The organism is Pseudaminobacter sp. Soil_N_29 (assembly GCF_057656055.1).
On sequence record NZ_JBDGLC010000004.1, the window covers coordinates 91,207 to 109,490 of the forward strand.

Genomic DNA, 18,284 nt, shown 5'->3' on the forward strand with positions numbered 1-18,284 from the left:
CGATCGGGAGGAGGATGAACGCTGACCTTATTCGTCGGAACCCGGGAGGAGGTAGGCGCCGACGAAATTCCTTTCGCCATTTTAAGGGTGCGAAGGCCCTGGAAAGAACAGCACCCGCCGAGGGAGGAGGTTCGGCGGGTGCCGTTAGAGGCGGTCAGCGATCGGGAGGAGGATGAACGCTGACCTTATTCGTCGGAACCCGGGAGGAGGTAGGCGCCGACGAAATTCCTTTCGCCGTTTTAAGGGGGCGAAACCCTGGAGACAGCACCCGCCGAGGGAGGAGGTTCGGCGGGTGCCGTTAGGGTGGTCAGCGATCGGGAGGAGGATGAACGCTGACCTTATTCGTCGGAACCCGGGAGGAGGTAGGTGCCGACGAAATTCCGTTAGACCGAGCGGCGCGCCACCGAGTGGATTTCGCTGCGGCTGATGCCGAGATCGTTGAGTTCGCGGTTCGAAAGGCGGCTCAGCTCGGAAACGGTTTCACGGTAGCGGCGCCAGTTGCGGAAATTGCGTAGAATATTCATTTTTTCTTGCTTTCTTTTTCGTACGGACGTGGCCTGACGGCCTGGAAATTAGATCGACTTGCGCGCCACCTGAGGAATGTCGCCACGGCTGATGCCGAGGTCGTTGAGCTCGCGGTTCGAAAGGCGGCTCAGCTCGGAAACGGTGTCACGGTAGCGGCGCCAGTTGCGGTAATTGCGGATCAGGTTCATCTTCGTGCTCGTCTTCGGTTCGTTTTCTTCAATCGCTGTTTACGAGGCGTAGATAGGCTGGGCCGTATCTATTTGGAAGGGCTGTTGGTGCATGGCAGCAATGCGTTTTGTGCATTGCAACATTAATCGGTTTTAGTGCCTGCGGCGCAAATGTGACCGAATGTTAAAAATCCTGTGACAACAAGGGCTTGAATGGCGGTCGTTTTGCCGCAGAGAGGCTTGGGTGAGTGAATTGGCAGGTTATTCGTCGCGCGTGAAACGGGACATTGCGCGCTGGGCTGAGAAGGGGCTGATAGACGCCTCCACGGCCGAGGCAATCAGGCGCGATGTCGAGGCGAACGAAAGCCGCCTGTTCAGCTTCGGTTTTATCCTGGCGGTCATGGCGGCCCTGCTTCTGGGCGCCGCCATACTTCTTCTCGTCGCGGCGAATTGGGAAGAGATCCCCAGGCTCGTTCGGGTGGCCGGGCTGTTTGCGATCATCCTTGCCGGCTATATCGGCGGGGCGGTGGTGAAATCTCGCGGACAGGAAGCCATTGGCGAAGCGTTGTGGCTGGTGGCGGCCGCTGCCTTCGGGGGCTCGATCGCGTTGATCGGGCAGATGTATCACCTGCCGGGCGATGAAAGTTCGGCCATGCTGACCTGGTGTTTCGGCACCGTGCTGGCGGCGGTGGTGCTGAGGTCTGAACCACTTACCATAGCCTCAGCCGCGATCGGCGCCGCCTGGCTCGCGATCGTCGGATTTGACGATGGCAACCTCCTTCGTCTCAACTTCTACCCGGTGATAGCGCTTGTGGTGTGGCTTGCGTCTTATTGGACGCGGAGCCGGGTGGCGCGTCACGTGATCCTGCTGTCGCTGATATTGTATGCGTGCTTGTTGGCGTTGCACCACGACGTGACGGGAACGGGCATCGGCCTTGCACTGGTTGCGGCGGCGCTGTTCGCACTGGCTTGCCTTTGGCCGGCGCCAGTGGAAGCTGTGGCACGCCTTGGAGGCCGGCTGCAGGTTCATTGCCTGATCGGCTTTCTCGCCGGACTCGCACTGGTCCAGTTAAATCAGATCGATCATGCCGGGCGGCTGGCCATGTCGGCCGTCGTGGTCTTCGCCGGCATCGCGGCCGCGCTTTATTCTGCCGGTCGTGAAAGCCGCGCGCTTCGCACGGTCGCCTATACGGGCTTCGGCCTCGAACTCTGCTTCATCTATGCCGTGACGATCAGCACCATGCTCGGTACGGCAGGTTTCTTCCTGGCCTCGGGTGCTGTGCTGGGCATCATCGCCATCGTCATCATCCGGGTGGAAAGACGCATCCGGGCCAGCGCGGGAGCAGCGTGATGTCCAGAAACAGGCTTGTAGTCACCGCAATCGTGCTTGCGCTCCTTCAGATCGGGTTCTTGTCCTGGATCATCGCTTCGCGCGCCGCAATCCTGCGCAATGGACAAGAAGTCCTGCTCAGGGTCGAGCCGGTCGACCCGCGCGACCTCCTGCGCGGGGACTATGTCAGCCTCGGCTACGACATCTCGACCGTGCCGGTGAAGATGATCGAAAACCTGCCTGAGGGCTCACGGCTGGCGGATGGCGGGCCTGTGCGCGTGCGCCTCGAAAAGGGCGAGAACGGCTTCTGGCATCCCATTGCGGCCGTGCTGGGCGAGGCATTCGCGGCCCCGCCCGCGGCAGGGCAGGTGGAGGTGCGGGGCACCGTCCTTTCCCGCTGGTCGCTCGACAGGGATGCTGCCGTCCATGTCGACTATGGCATCGGTCGCTTTTATCTGCCGGAAGGCGAGGGGCGGGCGATAGAGCAAGACATGCGCGTACGCAGTTTCGGCATCCTCGCCGCCGTCGCCAAGGATGGCACGCTGCAGATCAAGGGACTGATGGACGGGGACAAGCTGCTGTTTTCCGAGCCGCTTTACTAGCCCAAGGCGCGGCCTTCTGCGGCGGGTTCACCCCGCCCAGTTTGCGGTGCGTTGATCTCAACTATCTGACAGAGTACGCTAAATTTTATGGGAGGATTTATCCCCACGGGCAAGGGGCCGACGCTCATGGCCATGGCAAGGGATCGGCAGATCCGCGCCATGCTCGCGGTCTGTACCGCGATCCTTGGCACCACAGCGCTCTATTTCGCCGGCTCTATCTTCGCGCCAATCACTTTCGCCATCTTCATCCTGGCCATCGTCTGGCCCCTGCAAGATGCGCTGCAGAGATGGCTCCCCAAGGGCGTCGCGCTCTTTATCACGCTCGCACTCACGGCCATCGTCGTGCTGGTCTTCGCTTCCATCGTGGCCTGGGCGTTGAGCTCGATCGCGGTCTGGCTGCAAAACAATGTGCAGCGGTTTCAGACGCTCTATGCTCAGCTGACGGACTGGCTCGAAGAGCACGGCATATTCGTGGCCGGCGTTATCGCCGAGCGTTTCGATGCCGTGTGGCTGCTGCGCATGTTCCAGCAGGTTGCCTTGCGCCTCAACCAGCTCGCAGGATTCGGCGTTCTGGTCTTCATCTTCCTGATGCTGCAACTGATGGAGGTCGACCAGATCCGCCGGAAGATCGCGTTGCTCGAAAAGGACAATGGCCCTGCGCTTCTCGAAGCCGCGGCCGAAATCGGAGCCAAATTTCGGCGCTACATGCTGGTGCGAACCCAGCTCAGCGTACTCACCGGCTTTCTGGTCTGGGGTTTTGCATGGCTTACCGGGGTCGAGCCGGCGGCAGGTTGGGGGCTTCTCGCCTTCGCGCTGAACTATATTCCCTTCATCGGGCCATTTGTGGCGACGCTGCTTCCGGCGCTGTTTGCCATGGCCCAGTTGGACACGTGGCAGGCAGTGGTGTTCGTGGTTATCGGCCTGACCCTGATCCAGTTCCTGATAGGCAACTATCTAGAGCCGCTGGTGGCAGGTGCGGCGCTGGCCATTTCGCCGCTGGCGGTGGTCTTCGCCGTCTTCTTCTGGGGCTTTCTGTGGGGGATCACCGGGGCGTTCATCGGCGTCCCTATCATGATCAGCGTCATTTCGCTTTGCGCCCGTTATCCGTCTACCCGTTGGCTGGCCATCCTCTTGTCGGGCAAGGCGCCCTAGGTACTGGGCAATAACGATCTGACTGCGGTAGCGTGCAACCTTCGACAGGGGCCGGTTCTGCCATGACAGATGAGCCAGCGACAGCCGGACAAGCCGCGGGACCGGTCATCGATCCCCGCTTCGGCGATATCGAAGACGACGCCTCCAGCCCCAAGCGCCGCTCGCTGCTTTCGCTCGCGGGAAGCCTGCTGCTGGAAATCAGCCTGCCGAAGCTCATTCTGGCCTGGATATTGCTGCTCGTCGTGCCCGGCCTTCTGCTTGGCCTCGCGCCCATTATCGTCTCATCCTGGGTCGTGACCTTCTCCGTGAAGATCGCGTCGCTCGTCATCGGCTTCTGGTCGCTGCTTGTTCTGGCCGCCATCATCGCGGCTGGCTGGTTCGGCTGGCGGGCGCTGTTACGCATGACCGAGAGGAATTTTTGGTCCTTGAACGCCGTCGTCGTGCAACCGGCTTATGCAGCCTTCCGCGAAGCTCTGAACCAACTTACCGAAAGGCTTTTCGCGCGGAATTCCACCGCCGCTACCCGGTCCAGATTGCGCGCGGTGATGTCTGCGGTGGCCGGCGTGCTGGTCTGCGCCCTGGCGCTGCTGGCATGTTGGCTCGCCTGGCCGAGCGCACACCTCTTTGCGGATATCTCCGAGATAAGCTCCTGGAGCAGGGTGGCGATCGTTGCCCTGGCAAACAGTATAGTGCTGGTCTCGGCATATCTGGCGGTGGCCGCTCTGTTCTGGGGCTTCGCCGACGCCACCATGGCCCAGCCTCGCAACCTTGAGCGCTTCGACACTGCGCCTCCTGGCGCGCGCAGGTGGCGCGTTGCGCATCTTTCGGACGTGCATGTCGTGGGCGAACGCTATGGCTTCCGCATCGAGAGCGGCAGAGCGGGCGCGCGCGGAAACGATCGGCTGAAAAGAATCCTGAACCGGCTAGACGAAATCGACGCGGCCGAGCGGCTCGACGCGATCCTAGTCACCGGCGACATGACCGATGCCGGCGTATCGACGGAGTGGGCCGAGTTCCTCGATGCAGTTGCCGCGCATCCTCGTCTGGTCGACCGGGTTCTGATGCTGCCGGGAAATCACGATCTCAACATCGTCGATCGCGCCAATCCGGCGCGCATGGACCTGCCCACGAGCCCGAACCGACGGTTGCGCCAGATCCGCGCCTTGTCTGCAATGATTTCCCTTCAGGGGAAACGAGCCCATGTAGTGGATCTGGAGGAAGGACGCCTCGGCCTCACCCTTGAGGGCGCCCTGCAGCCGCATATGGCCGAAATGAGCATATTTGCCGATGAGGCCAGGCCGCGTCTCTCCAACACGATACCGGAAGTCTGGGCCAGGGCGTTTCCGATGGTCGTGCCGCCGCGTCCGGGCGAGGCGCTGGGGATAATCCTGCTGAACTCGAATGCCGATACGCATTTTTCCTTCACCAATGCACTCGGCATGATCTCGGCTGGACAGATGCGCGGCATAGAGATCGCCTGCGCCGAATATCCGGACGCTTGCTGGATCGTGGCACTGCACCACCATGTGGTCGAGTATCCCTGGGCGGCCAAGAAACTCTCCGAACGCATCGGCACCGCGCTCATCAACGGCAAGTGGTTCGTGCGCCGCATGCAGTCCCTTTCGGGCAAAGCCATCCTCATGCACGGGCATCGTCATATCGATTGGATCGGCGAATGCGGCGGGCTGCCAATCGTCTCGGCCCCGTCTCCGGTCATGCATTCCGACGCAGTCGACACCGCCTTCTACATTCACCACCTCGCGGTTGGCGAAGACGGCCTGTTGCGGCTGCTTACGCCCGAACGCGTCGTCATCCGTGGAGAGCGTAGCACCGCCGATCTGGCCGCCGGGTAGGGAAGGCGATTAGCCGCTTGTCCGGCGGGCTACACATTTTCGTGCAGCGAACGCTCTTTGACCCGACTCAAAAGTGCTTCCGACCCGCCATGATAGTTTCTGCGCGAACCCGAACAGGGAGCGTTGCCATGAAGAGCATTGTTCTTTCCGGGCTGGTCTTGGCCGGCTCGCTCGCTTTGCTGGCTGTGCCCGCCAGCGCGCAAGACAGCGTCACCGAAGAGGAGGCCCACGCCATAGCGGTCGATGCCTACCTCTACTTCTATCCCCTGATCACGATGGACGTGACACGGCAGCAGTCCGTCAACGTCGAACACCCGACGGAACTCGGCAAGGCGCCGATGAACACGTTCGCCAACGTGCCCACATACCCGCCCGCCGATATGAGGACCGTGGTGCGCCCCAATTTCGATACGCTCTACTCAGTTGCCTGGCTGGATCTGGCTAAGGAGCCGATGGTCGTTTCCGTGCCTGACACCGGGGGGAGGTACTATCTCCTGCCGATGCTGGACATGTGGACCGACGTGTTTGCCTCGCCCGGTTGGCGGACGACAGGCACCAAGGAAGGAAACTTCCTGGTCACGCCGCCGGGGTGGCGTCCGAACCTGAGAGAAGTGATCGCAGAGTTCAAACTGCCGAAGGACATCCAGCATATCGCGGCGCCGACGCCGGTGGTCTGGATCATCGGCCGGACAAAGACAGACGGGCCGCAGGACTACGATGCTGTCCACAAGATCCAGGCGGGCTTCAAGATCACCCCGCTGTCGGGATGGAACAAGACCGACAAGCCGGTCGAGGGAAAGATCGATCCCAATGTCGACATGAACACGCCGCCGAAGGTCCAGGTCGACACGATGTCGGTCGAAAAGTACTTCACTCGTGCGGCCGAGCTTCTCAAGGAGGTTCCGCCTCACATCACCGACCAGCCGATTGTCGCGCAGATAAGGAAGATCGGTATCGAACCCGGCAAGAGCTTTGACTTCGGGAAGCTCGATCCGGCGGTTCGTAGCGCCCTTGAGAGCGCGCCCAAGGATGCGCAGCAATTGATGGCTTGGAAAGTGCCGACGCTGGCGCGCGTCGTGAATGGCTGGTCCATGAACACCGACACGATGGGCGTCTACGGCAACTACTATCTCAAGCGTGCCATCGTCGCCCAGTTCGGCCTCGGCGCGAACCTGCCCGAGGATGCTATCTACCCGCTGAACCTGGCCGACAACACCGGCAAGCCACTGGATGGCGCGAACAATTATACTATTCACTTCGACAAGGGCGCCGCGCCACCGGTTGATGCCTTCTGGTCGATCACGCTCTACGACAGCGATGGCTATCAGGTGGCAAATCCGCTCAATCGCTTTGCCGTCAGCAGCTGGATGCCATTCAAGCACAATGAGGATGGCTCGCTGGACCTCTATTTCCAGAACGAAAGCCCCGGTCAGGACAAGGAAGCCAACTGGCTGCCCGCACCGAAGGGCCCGTTCAACCTGACAATGCGGCTATACGCTCCTCGGTCTGATGCGCTCACCGGCAGGTGGTCGCCGCCGTCGGTCACGCAGGTAGGTGCCTCGGGATCCAACAGCGAGTAGGTCAAGCGGTGTCAGAGAATTTGGCGGCGGCGTCACCCACGATGCCGTCGCTCTTTATGGCGTTGCCACAAGCGGATCATTCCCTCCGGCCGTCTGTTGTTCTAGTTTTCCAGCAGGATCGTCGTCAGCGAGTGAGTCTATGGAACGCACAGTCTATGTGAACGGGAGCTATGTGGCCGAAACCGAGGCCAAAGTTTCCGTATTCGATCGAGGTTTCCTCTTCGCTGACGGTGTCTACGAGGTGACCTCGGTGCTGAACGGAAAGCTGATCGATTTTGCCGGGCATCTGCGCCGCTTGCGACGCTCGCTCAACGAGCTGGCGCTGGAAATGCCCTGTTCCGACGAAGAGCTTTTGGCAATTCATCGGGCGCTGGTGGAGAAGAACTCGCTGGTGGAGGGCCTCGTCTATCTGCAGATAACGCGCGGGGCTGCCGACCGGCAGTTCCTCTTCCCCAAGTCCACGCCGCAGACACTTGTCCTGTTCACGCAGGCGCGGTCTCTGCTGGAGAACGCGGAGGCCAGGCGCGGCGCGCGCGTGGTCACGGTCGACGACCTTCGCTGGGGCCGGCGCGACATCAAGACGGTTCAGTTGCTCTATGCGTCGATGGCAAAGATGGAAGCCCATGCACGCGGCGTAGACGACGCCTGGTTCGTGCAGGACGGCATGGTCACCGAAGGCACCTCCAACAACGCCTATATCGTGACGCGGGAAGGCACGATCGTCACGCGCGACCTGTCCAGCGACATATTGGCCGGCATCACCCGTGCTGCCGTTCTTGAATGTGCGCGTGAGCTGCAAATGAAGGTGGAGGAGCGCCCGTTTACGGTCGAGGAAGCGCTGAAGGCCGCCGAGGCGTTCACCACTTCGGCCACCGGCTTCGTGTGTCCGGTGGTGGAGATCGACGGGACCGTGCTGGGCAGCGGAGAGCCGGGCGCAGTCGCGACACGCCTTCGCCAGGCCTATATCGAGGCAAGCCTCAACTCGGCGATCTGAACACGACGCTGGTTGCTTTCACTGGGCCGTGAGCCGTGGGTGGGGCTAACTCAAAGATAGCGCCCGACCTCTTTACCGAGCTTCAGGAAGCGCAGCGGGTTGACCGCTTCGCCGTTGCGCCGCACCTCATAATGGAGATGCGGCCCCGTCGAGCGGCCGCTGCTGCCGACTGCTCCAACCACGTCGCCAATGGCCACTGTCTGGCCTGTCCTGACTTTGATGCGGCTGAGATGCGCATAGCGCGTGGAAAGGCCGTCGCCGTGGTCGATCTCTACCATGCGTCCGTAGCCGCTGTTCCAGCCGGCCTTGACCACGACGCCGGCAGCCGTGGCGCGCGCATCCGAGCCTTCCGGGGCGCGAAAATCCATGCCGGAGTGCAGGGCAGGGGTGCCAAGCAGCGGGTCGTTTCGCACGCCGAACGTGCTGGAAATGGAGCGCCCCGGGGCAGGGTTGGCAATCGGCAGCTTGCGCGCTCTTTCCTTTACGCCGTCGAGCCTCTCCAGGGTCTGGTCCAGTTCCTTGACCTTGGTTTCAAACAGTGCGGGGCTTTCCAGCGCAATCAACGGGCCGCCGACGCCGCTTTGCCCGAACTCGCCGTCGACCGGAAGCCCCGCGGCCTCCAGAGCCTCACTGATCGCGTCTGCCGTCTGGTATGCGCTTTCCGTCAACGAATTGATGCGCTCCAGCTGCTCGCTTTCGATCGTGCGCAGCGACTTGTTGATGGTTGCGAAAAGGCGATCCGCCCGGTCGGCACTTGTTTCCTGCTCAAGCGCAGCGATGCTCGGCGGCGTCGCTCCCGCTCCGCCGAAGGCCAGGGCCAGCACGGGTGCTCCGTTTCCGCTGCTCAGGCCTGCACGGATTTCCGGCTTGATGTTGGGCAAGGGAACTGCCGCTGGCTGCTCATTGCCCGTGGCACCGGCCTTCTCGAGAAGCGGGGCGATGCGACCGTGCCGCTTGCTGAGCTGCGCCTGCCGCTCCAGCAGTTCGGTGACCTTGCTTTCGACCAGTTGCTGATCAAGCAGTTGCCGGCTGGTGATGCGGTCCACCTGGGCCCGCAAAGCCGAAATGCGGTCTTCATAGGCTTGCTGCATGCGCGCCTGGCGCGCTGTAGCGGCGCCGATGAGATCGTCGCGCAGAACCAGATAGGACGTTGCGAGCAGGTAGCCGATGGCTACGGCAGCCACGGCCGAGCCGATGAAGGACGCGGCCCAAGGCGTTATGGTGAAGTGCCTGATCTCGTCGCCGCGAGCGATGATGATAGTGTGCGGCTGTTTGCGTCTGCCGAAAACCGTCGCTTCTTGCTTCACTGAACCGATCCACGCCACTTACGACTGGATCGATTACACAATGTTAGGGTTAACAAAGCTTTTCGGCAGAGCGGCTACCGGACTCAGAGGGCGCGCGCGGCTTCCAGCACTTCATTGGCGTGGCCCGGCACCTTCACCTTGCGCCAGATCCTGGCGATCTTGCCGTCCGGCCCGATGAGGAAGGTGGAGCGCTCGACGCCCATATATTTGCGGCCGTACATGCTCTTCTCGACCCAGACGCCATAGGCTTCCAGCGTCTTCCGCTCTTCGTCAGAGGCCAGTTCGACCGACAGATCGTGCTTTGACTTGAACTTGTCATGGCTCTTGACGCTGTCGGGCGACATGCCGACCACCACAGCGCCGACGCTCTCAAATTCGGCCTTCAGCCTTGAAAAATCGATCGCCTCGGTCGTGCAGCCGCTGGTATCGTCCTTGGGGTAGAAATAGAGCACCACCTTCTTGCCCCTCAGTTCCGAAAGCGACAAGTTGCCGCCACCGTCGCGTGGCAAGTCGAATTCCGGAGCATCCTGCCCCGTTGAAAGTTCGGCCATATCAATGCCCTTGTTTGAGGTTACGCGCGGAGCGCCAGACATATAATGTCGGACGCGGATTCGTCCACGATCGATATGCTGTAACAGGACATCGTTTGGAGCACGGCGTAAAAAAACACGAAAAAATTCGATTCCGACGTGATGAGATCGCGGATCTCGGTGCCTTCCCCTCGGCGCTGAGAGAAAAGACTTGTGGCAAAGGCGTTCGGTTCGGAAAACGTGCAGGAAAGATGCTGTTCGGCACGGCGGCCGCGTCGGCGCTGCTGATCTTTCTCGCCGTGGCGCTGCTTTACCTCGTCGGCCTGTCCGGGGTGGGCGTGGGACCACTGCGCGCCGAGGCGGAAAGAGCAATCGGCGCCTTTGCGGGCATCCCGATCGATGCCTCGCTGGGACCGGCAAGCATTTCCATCGACGGCTCAAGCCTTCTCGCACTCGAGGTTCGCGATGTCGGCCTCAAGACGGCCGACGGCGCGCCGGTCGTGGAAGCCGGCACGGTTCGCTTTGGCGTTCGTTTCCTGCCGCTCATAGGCGGCAATATCCGGCTCGGAAGCGTGTCGATCTCCGACGCCCGCTTTGCCGCCTCCACGCTGCCGATGAGCGATAAAGGCGACTGGACCAGCATTCTGAAGAACGAGCAGGGGCTGATCGATCCCGACAAGCTGGCACGCGCGATCTTCGACGAGGTTCATCGCGGCTTCGATGCCCTCGAAGTCGGCTCCACGAGCCAGATCGAACTGAAGAATGTGGAATTCGTTCTTCCCGAAGGGCAGCAGCTACGCGTGCTGAGGATCGACCGTGCAAAATTGCGGGCGGCCGGTCCGGGCGAATTGGTCTTCTCCGCAGATATCGATCTGGATGGCAGAAGGCTCCAGCTGTCCGCATCTTCGTCGCGGGATGCGGAGACAGGGCGCATTGCTGCGCTTGATATTTCGGGAAAATCCGTGGCCGCGGCGCCCTGGCAGCGTCGCCTTGCGACGGCAGCGGCCGCGGAAAGCACCAGCGCGCTTGACAATCTGGACCTCGTCTTGTCGGGCCAGGAAGGCACCGGCGCAGAGCCCGACAGGCTGACTGCTTCCCTGAAGCTGGACGATCTGGAACTCGATCTCGGCAATTCTGACCGCTTCAAGGGCAAGGTCGACCTGGACGCCACGCTGCTCGGCGGATCCGGCAAGCTTGAGATCGATCGATTGCGGGTGGCCGCAGGCCGCTCGGATCTCGAATTCAACGGCGCGTTCGGCCCGCGCCCGCCCAGTGGGGCGCCCGGCGAAAAGCCGGTCTATCGCTTCGAGCTTGTCAGCACGGCCGCAAGACTTGCTCCGAAGGATTCGCCCGAACCCGCGCTCAATTTCCTGGCCCGTATTGGCGGCACATTCGATGCCGATACCTCGGTTTTGACTGCTGACCAGATTGCGATCAGGAGCGGCTCCGGAGAGGCCGTGGGCACAGCATCCCTCGAACTGCCCGGCAAGGGCGCCCCGGGCATTTCGCTGGATCTCCATGTTCAGGATATGCAGGTTTCGCATGTGAAGCAGTTGTGGCCCTGGTTCGCGGCAAAGGGCGCGCGCAATTGGGTAATGGACCGCCTGTTCGGCGGGCGCGTTGCGGATGCCACCCTCAAATTCAATGTTCCTCCAAACCGGCTGGGCAACGGCGTTCCCCTGACGGCCGACGAGGTTTCGGGACGGTTCAAGGTGGAAGGCACGCGCTTCGATACGACCGGCGTGATCCCGCCCGTGCGTGATGCGATCGGGGTCGTCGAGTTCAATGGCAATGATGTCGATATCGCGCTGACGTCTGGAACCGTCTACCTTGCCAGCGGCCGCAGCGTCGATGCCAGCAATGGAAAGCTTCGGATCGAGAAAGCCAACCGGCCGCCCTTGATCGGCGAACTTGATCTCGATGTGGCAGGTGATGCCGACGCCGTAGCCGAGCTTGCGACCTATGATCCGATCAATGCGATGCGCTTCGTTGGCATGTCGCCCGACGAGTTCAGCGGCAGGGTTGCAGGCAATGTGAAGGCCGACATTCCCCTGCAGAAAGGTATCGCGTCCGAGCGGCTCGATTGGCGCGTAGTGCTCGATTATGTCGGTCTGTCGCTTGCCAAGCCCTTTCAGGGCCACAAGGTCAGCGATGCCGACGGCACTATCACAATCGAGCCAAACAAGGCGGTGATCAGCGCGAGGGCCAAGCTCAACGGCGTGCCGGCGGAGATTGCGCTGGTGGAGCCGCTCGGCAAGGACGGTCCGGCGCGAAAGCGAAATGTGCAGCTGGTGCTCGACGACAAGGCACGCGACACCATCGCCCCGGGACTGTCGAACCTCATGTCGGGCACGGTGAAGGTCAATCTCGAGGCCGGCGCTGACGGGAGCCAGAACGTCTCCGCCGACCTCACCAATGCGAGGTTGGAGATTCCCTGGATCGGCTGGTCCAAGGGGCCGGGCATCGCGGCCAATGCGAGCTTCAAGATGGATAAGTCCAACAGCGTTTCGACGCTTTCGGACTTCAAGCTCGAGGGCAAGTCCTTCGCCTTCGGCGGCACGGTGACACTGGCCGACGGCAATTTTTCGTCGGCTCGCTTCGGTACTGTTCAGCTCAACCGTGGCGACTCGGTCGCGGTCTCGGTAAAGCGCGCGGGCAAAGGCTATGCGATCGATATTGTTGGCGATGCGCTGGATGCCCGACCGGTGATCAAACAGTTCACCTCCGATGCCGGCTCCGGCAGCGGCCCGACCGGCGGGAATACACCCGTCTCGGTCAATCTTGACGTCAACTCCGTCACCGGCTTTGGCGGGGAGCGGCTTTCCGGTGTGTCGCTGAGCTATAGCGGCGCGGCCTCGAAGGTAGACGCATTGCGTGTCCAGGCCGCCACGGGCTCAGGCGGGGCGGTCTCGATGCAGAATTCGTCGGATGGCGCTCGGCGCACCTTGCAGATGCAGTCGGCCGACGCGGGGGCGTTGCTGCGCTTTCTCAACATCTACGACCATATGCAGGGCGGCGTGATAAAGCTTGCGCTGGCGGACGACGGAAGCGGCCCATTGCGAGGACGGGTCGACGCCAGCAACTTCTGGGTCGTGAACGAACCCAAGCTCGCTTCGATCGTGTCGACTACGCCGCCGGGTGACAGCCGCAGCCTCAACCAGGCGGTCAAGAGCGACATCGACACGTCGCGCGTGCAGTTCGAGCGCGGCTCGGTGCAAATCGAGAAGGGCCAGGGCTATCTCAAGATCGGCAATGGCGTGCTGCGCGGTCCGCTCATTGGCACCACCTTCCAGGGCACTCTCTACGACGAGAACGGCAACATGGCGATGACCGGCACCTTCATGCCCGCCTATGGCCTGAACCGCATTTTCGGCGAAATCCCGATCGTCGGCGCGATTCTCGGCAACGGTCGCGATCGTGGCCTGATCGGCGTCACCTACAAGCTGCAGGGCAATGCCAAGTCGCCGAACCTGCAGATCAACCCGCTGTCCGTCATCGCGCCGGGCATCTTCCGGTCTATCTTCGAGTTCAATTAAAAAAGGCCCGCTCGAAGCGGGCCCTTTTTTGACCGGCGGAAGCTGGCCTCACACCGGCCGCACGAGAATGTGCTTCTTCTTGCCGAGCGAGAGTTTCAGAACGCCGTCCGAAGTGAGGTCGGCGGTGGTAACCGCGCGACGCTCATCCGTCACCAGTTCGTCGTTCAGGCGTACCGCGTGGCCCTGGATATGGCGGCGGGCTTCCCCGTTGGAACTGGCGAGGCCGGCAGTCACGAAAAGCGACAGAATGCCGACGCCGGCCTGGAGCGTGTCCCCCGCGACCTCGATCGTGGGCAGCGTATCGGCAAAGGCACCTTCCTCGAACGTCTTGCGCGCGGTTTCGGCTGCCTGCTCGGCCGCCTCGCGGCCGTGCAGCATCGCCGTCACCTCGGTGGCCAGCACCTTCTTGGCATCGTTGATCTCGGCGCCGCCAAGCTTGGCCAGGCGGGAGATCTCTTCGAGCGGCAGGGTGGTGTAGAGCTTGAGGAAGCGCTCTACGTCGGCGTCCTCGGTGTTGCGCCAGTACTGCCAGAAGTCATAGGCGCTCAGCATGTCGGCGTTGAGCCAGACCGCGCCGTTGAGCGACTTGCCCATCTTCGCGCCGGACGCGGTGGTGAGCAGCGGCGAGGTCAGCGCATAAAGCTGCGGCGTGCCCATGCGGTGGCCAAGGTCGATGCCGTTGACGATGTTGCCCCACTGGTCCGATCCGCCCATCTGCAGCCGCACGCCATAGCGCTTGTTGAGCTCCACGAAGTCGTAGGCCTGCAGGATCATGTAGTTGAATTCTAGGAACGACAGCGAGTGCTCGCGGTCGAGCCTCAGCTTCACCGAATCGAAGCTCAGCATGCGGTTAACCGAGAAGTGCTGGCCGACATCGCGCAGGAACTCGAGGTAGTTCAGCGGCCGCAGCCACTCGGCATTGTTGACCATCAGCGCGTCGCGCGCGCCCTCGCCGAAGGTCAGGTAGTTCGAAAACACCTTCTTGATGCTGTCGATGTTCGACTGGATCGTCTCCACCGTCATCAGCTTGCGCGCCTCGTCCTTGAAGGACGGGTCGCCGACCATTCCGGTGCCGCCGCCCATAAGAGCAACGGGGCGGTGACCGGTCTGCTGCATCCAGTGGAGCATCATGATCTGGATCAGGCCGCCCGCATGCAGGCTCGGCGCCGTCGGGTCGAAGCCGATATATGCCGAGACCGTTTCCGTCGCGAACAGATTGTCGAGGCCGGCTTCATCGGAAATCTGATGGACGAAGCCGCGCTCGGAAAGGATGCGCAGGAAGTCGGACTTGAATGCGGACATTTCTTTCGTTTCCCGAGAGTGACTGGAGCGCTTGCATGTGATCGTGGCAAGTGCGCTTGCCGCCGTTTAGCATCCGACACCGGAGAATCACAAGGACGGCGGGAAAAATGGGGACAATCTGCGCGATCGGGCTGATGAGCGGCACGTCGATGGACGGGATAGATGTCGCCATGCTGCGCACCGATGGCGTTGCGTCCATCGAGTTTGGCCCTTCGATGTTCGTGGCCTATGAGGCGGAGTTCCGGCAACGCCTCGAGGCGTCTCTTGAAGCCGCGAAAGGCATCAAAAGGCGCGAGGACCGTCCGGGCGATCTCTCCCTGCTCGAACGCGAGATCACCCTTCGCCACGTGCAGGCGGTGGAAAGATTCCTCAAGACGGCCGTCGGCGACTGGGGCGTGCCAGAAGTGGTCGGCTTTCACGGCCAGACGGTGATGCACCGGCCCCACCTCGGAGTCACGGTGCAACTGGGTGATGGCGCGCTGCTGGCGCGAGAGCTGAACATCCCAGTCGTATACGACATGCGCGCCAACGACATGCAGCATGGCGGGCAGGGTGCGCCCTTGGTGCCGGCCTATCACGCCGCGCTTGCCGCCTCGCTACGCGGCGAATTGGCCGGGCGGCATCCGGTCGCTTTCGTGAATGTGGGCGGCATCTCGAACATCACCTATGTGCCCCGAAGCGGCGATCCCATCGCATTCGACACCGGCCCCGGCAATACGCTGATCGACCAATGGGTTCAGCGCGAGGGCGGCGTGCCTTACGACGCCGGCGGCACGATCGGCAGCGAGGGCGGTGTCGTCGAAGCCGTGGTTGCCCGATATATGGAGGCACCCTTCTTCCGGCGAAGCGGGCCCAAATCGCTCGACCGGAACGATTTTACGCTCGAGCCGATGGCTGGTCTGGAGTTGTCGGACGGCGCGCGCACGCTGGCGGCAGTTTCTGCCGAGGCGATCCTGAGATCCGTGGAACACATGCCCAAGCCGCCAAAGCTCTGGATAGTCTGCGGGGGAGGGCGCAAGAACCCACACATCGTGGGCGATCTGGTTAGCGGCGCCAGAAACACGGGCGCCGAAGTGATCGTGGCCGAAGACGCAGGCCTCGATGGCGATTCCACCGAGGCGGAAGCCTGGGCTTTTCTGGCCGTCCGTTCCATGAAGGGCCTGCCGCTGACCTTTCCGACCACGACAGGATGTCGGGAGGCGGTCAGCGGCGGGATTTTGGCAAAGCCTTAGGACGAACTATTCGTCCAAGCCGCCGAAGTGGCACAGAAGTCGGGCCATTTCAGAAGCCGAGGAATCGATCTCGGCTGCAAAACTTACCGGAGGCGCTTTGGGCGCGGGTCGGCCAGTTCGCCGGCGAGGCGACGGTCCAGATAGTCCGCGCACTCGTCGATCAACTGCTCGCTATGATTGGCGAAGAAGTGGTTGGCGCCGGAAATGGTCTTCTGCGTGATGGTGATGCCCTTCTGCGTGTGCAGCTTGTCGACCAGGCCTTGCACATCCTTGGGCGGAGCCACCTTGTCGGCGTCGCCATGGATGATCAGGCCGGAAGACGGGCAGGGCGCCAGGAACGAGAAGTCATAGGTGTTGGGCTGCGGCGCGACCGAGATGAAGCCTTCGATCTCGGGACGGCGCATCAACAGCTGCATGCCGATCCAAGCGCCGAAGGAATAGCCCGCCACCCAGCAGGATTTCGAATCGGGATGCAGGCTCTGGATCCAGTCGAGCGCGGCAGCGGCATCCGACAGCTCACCCGTGCCATGGTCGAACTCGCCCTGGCTGCGGCCGATGCCGCGAAAATTGAAGCGCAGCGTGGTAAAATCCCGCTTCTGGAACATATAGAAGAGGTCGTAGACGATCTTGTTGTTCATCGTGCCGCCGAACTGCGGATGCGGATGCAGGATGATGGCTATCGGCGCATTCTTTTCTTTCGACGGCTGGTAGCGGCCTTCCAGACGACCCGCCGGACCGGCGAAAATGACCTCAGGCATGAATGACTCCACTTGACTCGCGCAAAACTTGACTGCCACCCGAAACAATTCCGCAACCGGCCTTGACGGGCGCAGGGCACGTTCTTACAAGCTAGTTTAGAACTGTTCAAAACTGGTGGCTGGGCCACCTTGTTCGGCAAACCGGGTAGATAGGACGTCTGACCTTGTAATTTCAAGGAAATAACGTTCGCACCGCCCGAATGTTGGCTTAGAGGACCGATCGAGCGCAAATGGCCGCTTCACGCGCCTATATGGATTACAACGCAAGTGCTCCGCTGCTGCCTTCGGCGCGCGCGGCAATGCTTGCTGCGCTCGAGGCATCGGCCAACCCTTCCTCCGTGCATGGCGAGGGCAGGGCGGCTCGGCGGCTGGTCGAAGCGGCTCGCCGCGACGTCGCCATGCTGGTCGGCGCCAAGCCGGAGCACGTCGTCTTTACCTCCGGCGCGACGGAGGCTGCCAGCACGCTGCTGACACCGCACTGGCAGATGGGTCGGGCGCCGCTGCGCATGGCGAAGCTCTATGTCAGCGCGGCTGACCATCCGTGCCTGTTGAGCGGTGGACGGTTCGACGCCGAGAGCATTGTGAGGTTTGGGGTTGACGCTAACGGCGTGGCCGATCTTGAGGCTCTTGCCCGCGCGCTCGACGCGCATGACAAGGCCGAGGGGCTGCCGCTGGTGGCGATCCATGCCGCCAACAACGAAACCGGCGTGATCCAGCCGCTGCGCGAGATCAGCAAGCTCGTGAAGGCGGCGGGCGGGGTGTTCGTGGTTGACGCGGTTCAGGCCGCCGGACGAATTCCGCTCGATATTGCAGAGGGTTACGCGGACTTCCTGATTCTGTCTTCGCACAAGATCGGCGGCCCGCAAGGTGCCGGTGCTTTCGTTGCAGGGTCGGACCTGATGATGCCGCGACCGCTGATCGTAGGCGGCGGGCAGGAAAAAGGCTTCCGGGCAGGCACGGAGAACCTTGCGGCGATCGCCGGCTTCGGTGCTGCTGCACGAGAGGCAGCCGACACCCTTGTTCGCATGGATGAGATCCGGTCGCTGCGAGACAAACTGGAAGCCGCCATCCTTTCGCTCGCGCCGGATGCCGAAATTTTCGGGCGAAACGCGGAGCGTCTTGCCAATACGAGCTTCTTTTCGGTTCCTGGCATCAAGGCGGAAACTGCGCAGATCGCATTCGATCTTGCGGCGGTCGCCCTGTCGGCCGGCTCCGCCTGCTCGTCGGGAAAGGTCGGCCCGAGCCATGTTCTGAAGGCCATGGGGCACGAGAGCACCGAAGGCGCGCTGCGCGTTTCGATCGGACATGCCACGACGCATGACGACGTGTCGAAATTCGTGGCGGCGTTGACGCAATTGCTTGCGCGACGGGGTGGTAGGCCCCAAGCCGCGTAGGCGGAAAAAATCCGGCCTTTGG

The 18,284-nt window shown here is 62.1% G+C and carries 15 protein-coding genes; 9 read left to right on the top strand and 6 right to left on the bottom strand.

Going from position 1 to position 18,284, the window contains the following annotated elements:
* Positions 1-383: 383 nt before the first annotated feature.
* Together AC3A4H_RS11180 and AC3A4H_RS11185 are read right to left on the bottom strand one after the other, a co-directional pair.
* Positions 384-524 carry a DUF1127 domain-containing protein gene (locus AC3A4H_RS11180; protein WP_348779280.1) on the bottom strand — a complete coding sequence of 47 codons (141 nt, stop codon included), beginning with the start codon at positions 522-524 and terminating at the stop codon, positions 384-386.
* A gap of 48 nt (positions 525-572) precedes the next feature.
* The gene (locus tag AC3A4H_RS11185) at positions 573-713 is read right to left on the bottom strand and encodes a DUF1127 domain-containing protein (protein ID WP_348779281.1); all 141 of its coding nucleotides are present in this window, start codon (positions 711-713) and stop codon (positions 573-575) included.
* A 232-nt stretch (positions 714-945) separates the two neighbouring features.
* On the opposite strand from AC3A4H_RS11185, the gene AC3A4H_RS11190 reads away from it, so the two are divergent.
* The 6 genes from AC3A4H_RS11190 (at position 946) to AC3A4H_RS11215 (ending at position 8,203) form a co-directional block, all read left to right on the top strand.
* On the top strand, positions 946-2,043 hold the full coding sequence (locus tag AC3A4H_RS11190; RefSeq protein ID WP_487766977.1) for a DUF2157 domain-containing protein: 1,098 nt from the start codon (positions 946-948) through the stop codon (positions 2,041-2,043).
* Positions 2,040-2,624, top strand: a complete 585-nt coding sequence (locus AC3A4H_RS11195; RefSeq protein WP_487766763.1) for a GDYXXLXY domain-containing protein — start codon at positions 2,040-2,042, stop codon at positions 2,622-2,624. The genes AC3A4H_RS11190 and AC3A4H_RS11195 overlap by 4 nt, the downstream gene beginning before the upstream one ends.
* 126 nt (positions 2,625-2,750) lie before the next feature.
* Positions 2,751-3,776, top strand: coding sequence for an AI-2E family transporter (locus AC3A4H_RS11200; protein WP_487766764.1), 1,026 nt, complete (start codon positions 2,751-2,753; stop codon positions 3,774-3,776).
* A 62-nt stretch (positions 3,777-3,838) separates the two neighbouring features.
* The gene (locus AC3A4H_RS11205) at positions 3,839-5,629 is read left to right on the top strand and encodes a metallophosphoesterase family protein (RefSeq protein ID WP_487766765.1); all 1,791 of its coding nucleotides are present in this window, start codon (positions 3,839-3,841) and stop codon (positions 5,627-5,629) included.
* A gap of 128 nt (positions 5,630-5,757) precedes the next feature.
* Complete coding sequence (locus AC3A4H_RS11210) at positions 5,758-7,209, top strand: DUF1254 domain-containing protein (RefSeq protein WP_487766766.1); 1,452 nt, start codon at positions 5,758-5,760, stop codon at positions 7,207-7,209.
* Between the two features lie 139 nt (positions 7,210-7,348).
* Positions 7,349-8,203 carry a D-amino-acid transaminase gene (locus tag AC3A4H_RS11215; RefSeq protein WP_487766767.1) on the top strand — a complete coding sequence of 285 codons (855 nt, stop codon included), beginning with the start codon at positions 7,349-7,351 and terminating at the stop codon, positions 8,201-8,203.
* Between the two features lie 50 nt (positions 8,204-8,253).
* Here the strand turns inward: AC3A4H_RS11215 and AC3A4H_RS11220 are convergent, their stop codons facing one another.
* Both AC3A4H_RS11220 and AC3A4H_RS11225 read right to left on the bottom strand, forming a co-directional pair.
* A complete protein-coding gene (locus AC3A4H_RS11220; RefSeq protein WP_487766768.1) occupies positions 8,254-9,510 on the bottom strand; it encodes a M23 family metallopeptidase in 1,257 nt (418 codons plus the stop codon).
* Between the two features lie 83 nt (positions 9,511-9,593).
* Positions 9,594-10,061 (bottom strand): peroxiredoxin, encoded by a 468-nt coding sequence (locus AC3A4H_RS11225; RefSeq protein ID WP_348779287.1) that lies wholly within the window; start codon positions 10,059-10,061, stop codon positions 9,594-9,596.
* A 95-nt stretch (positions 10,062-10,156) separates the two neighbouring features.
* On the opposite strand from AC3A4H_RS11225, the gene AC3A4H_RS11230 reads away from it, so the two are divergent.
* The gene (locus tag AC3A4H_RS11230) at positions 10,157-13,576 is read left to right on the top strand and encodes a YhdP family protein (protein WP_487766769.1); all 3,420 of its coding nucleotides are present in this window, start codon (positions 10,157-10,159) and stop codon (positions 13,574-13,576) included.
* 48 nt (positions 13,577-13,624) lie between these two features.
* On the opposite strand, the gene tyrS is transcribed toward AC3A4H_RS11230, so the two are convergent.
* Positions 13,625-14,878 (bottom strand): tyrosine--tRNA ligase, encoded by a 1,254-nt coding sequence (gene tyrS, locus AC3A4H_RS11235; protein ID WP_487766770.1) that lies wholly within the window; start codon positions 14,876-14,878, stop codon positions 13,625-13,627.
* Positions 14,879-14,985: 107 nt separating this feature from the next.
* On the opposite strand from tyrS, the gene AC3A4H_RS11240 reads away from it, so the two are divergent.
* Complete coding sequence (locus AC3A4H_RS11240) at positions 14,986-16,110, top strand: anhydro-N-acetylmuramic acid kinase (protein WP_487766771.1); 1,125 nt, start codon at positions 14,986-14,988, stop codon at positions 16,108-16,110.
* 83 nt (positions 16,111-16,193) lie between these two features.
* Here the strand turns inward: AC3A4H_RS11240 and AC3A4H_RS11245 are convergent, their stop codons facing one another.
* Entirely contained in the window at positions 16,194-16,868 is a 675-nt protein-coding gene (locus AC3A4H_RS11245) for an alpha/beta hydrolase (RefSeq protein WP_348779291.1), read from the bottom strand.
* A 230-nt stretch (positions 16,869-17,098) separates the two neighbouring features.
* On the opposite strand from AC3A4H_RS11245, the gene AC3A4H_RS11250 reads away from it, so the two are divergent.
* The gene (locus AC3A4H_RS11250; protein WP_487766772.1) at positions 17,099-18,262 is read left to right on the top strand and encodes a cysteine desulfurase family protein; all 1,164 of its coding nucleotides are present in this window, start codon (positions 17,099-17,101) and stop codon (positions 18,260-18,262) included.
* The last annotated feature ends 22 nt before the right edge of the window (positions 18,263-18,284 follow it).

Coding starts and splice junctions, on each gene's coding strand:
- AC3A4H_RS11180 (WP_348779280.1), bottom strand. CDS start 524: ATGAATATTCTACGCAATTTCCGCAACTGGCGCCGCTACCGTGAAACC.
- AC3A4H_RS11185 (WP_348779281.1), bottom strand. CDS start 713: ATGAACCTGATCCGCAATTACCGCAACTGGCGCCGCTACCGTGACACC.
- AC3A4H_RS11200 (WP_487766764.1), top strand. CDS start 2,751: ATGGCCATGGCAAGGGATCGGCAGATCCGCGCCATGCTCGCGGTCTGT.
- AC3A4H_RS11205 (WP_487766765.1), top strand. CDS start 3,839: ATGACAGATGAGCCAGCGACAGCCGGACAAGCCGCGGGACCGGTCATC.
- AC3A4H_RS11210 (WP_487766766.1), top strand. CDS start 5,758: ATGAAGAGCATTGTTCTTTCCGGGCTGGTCTTGGCCGGCTCGCTCGCT.
- AC3A4H_RS11215 (WP_487766767.1), top strand. CDS start 7,349: ATGGAACGCACAGTCTATGTGAACGGGAGCTATGTGGCCGAAACCGAG.
- AC3A4H_RS11225 (WP_348779287.1), bottom strand. CDS start 10,061: ATGGCCGAACTTTCAACGGGGCAGGATGCTCCGGAATTCGACTTGCCA.
- tyrS (WP_487766770.1), bottom strand. CDS start 14,878: ATGTCCGCATTCAAGTCCGACTTCCTGCGCATCCTTTCCGAGCGCGGC.
- AC3A4H_RS11240 (WP_487766771.1), top strand. CDS start 14,986: ATGGGGACAATCTGCGCGATCGGGCTGATGAGCGGCACGTCGATGGAC.
- AC3A4H_RS11245 (WP_348779291.1), bottom strand. CDS start 16,868: ATGCCTGAGGTCATTTTCGCCGGTCCGGCGGGTCGTCTGGAAGGCCGC.
- AC3A4H_RS11250 (WP_487766772.1), top strand. CDS start 17,099: ATGGCCGCTTCACGCGCCTATATGGATTACAACGCAAGTGCTCCGCTG.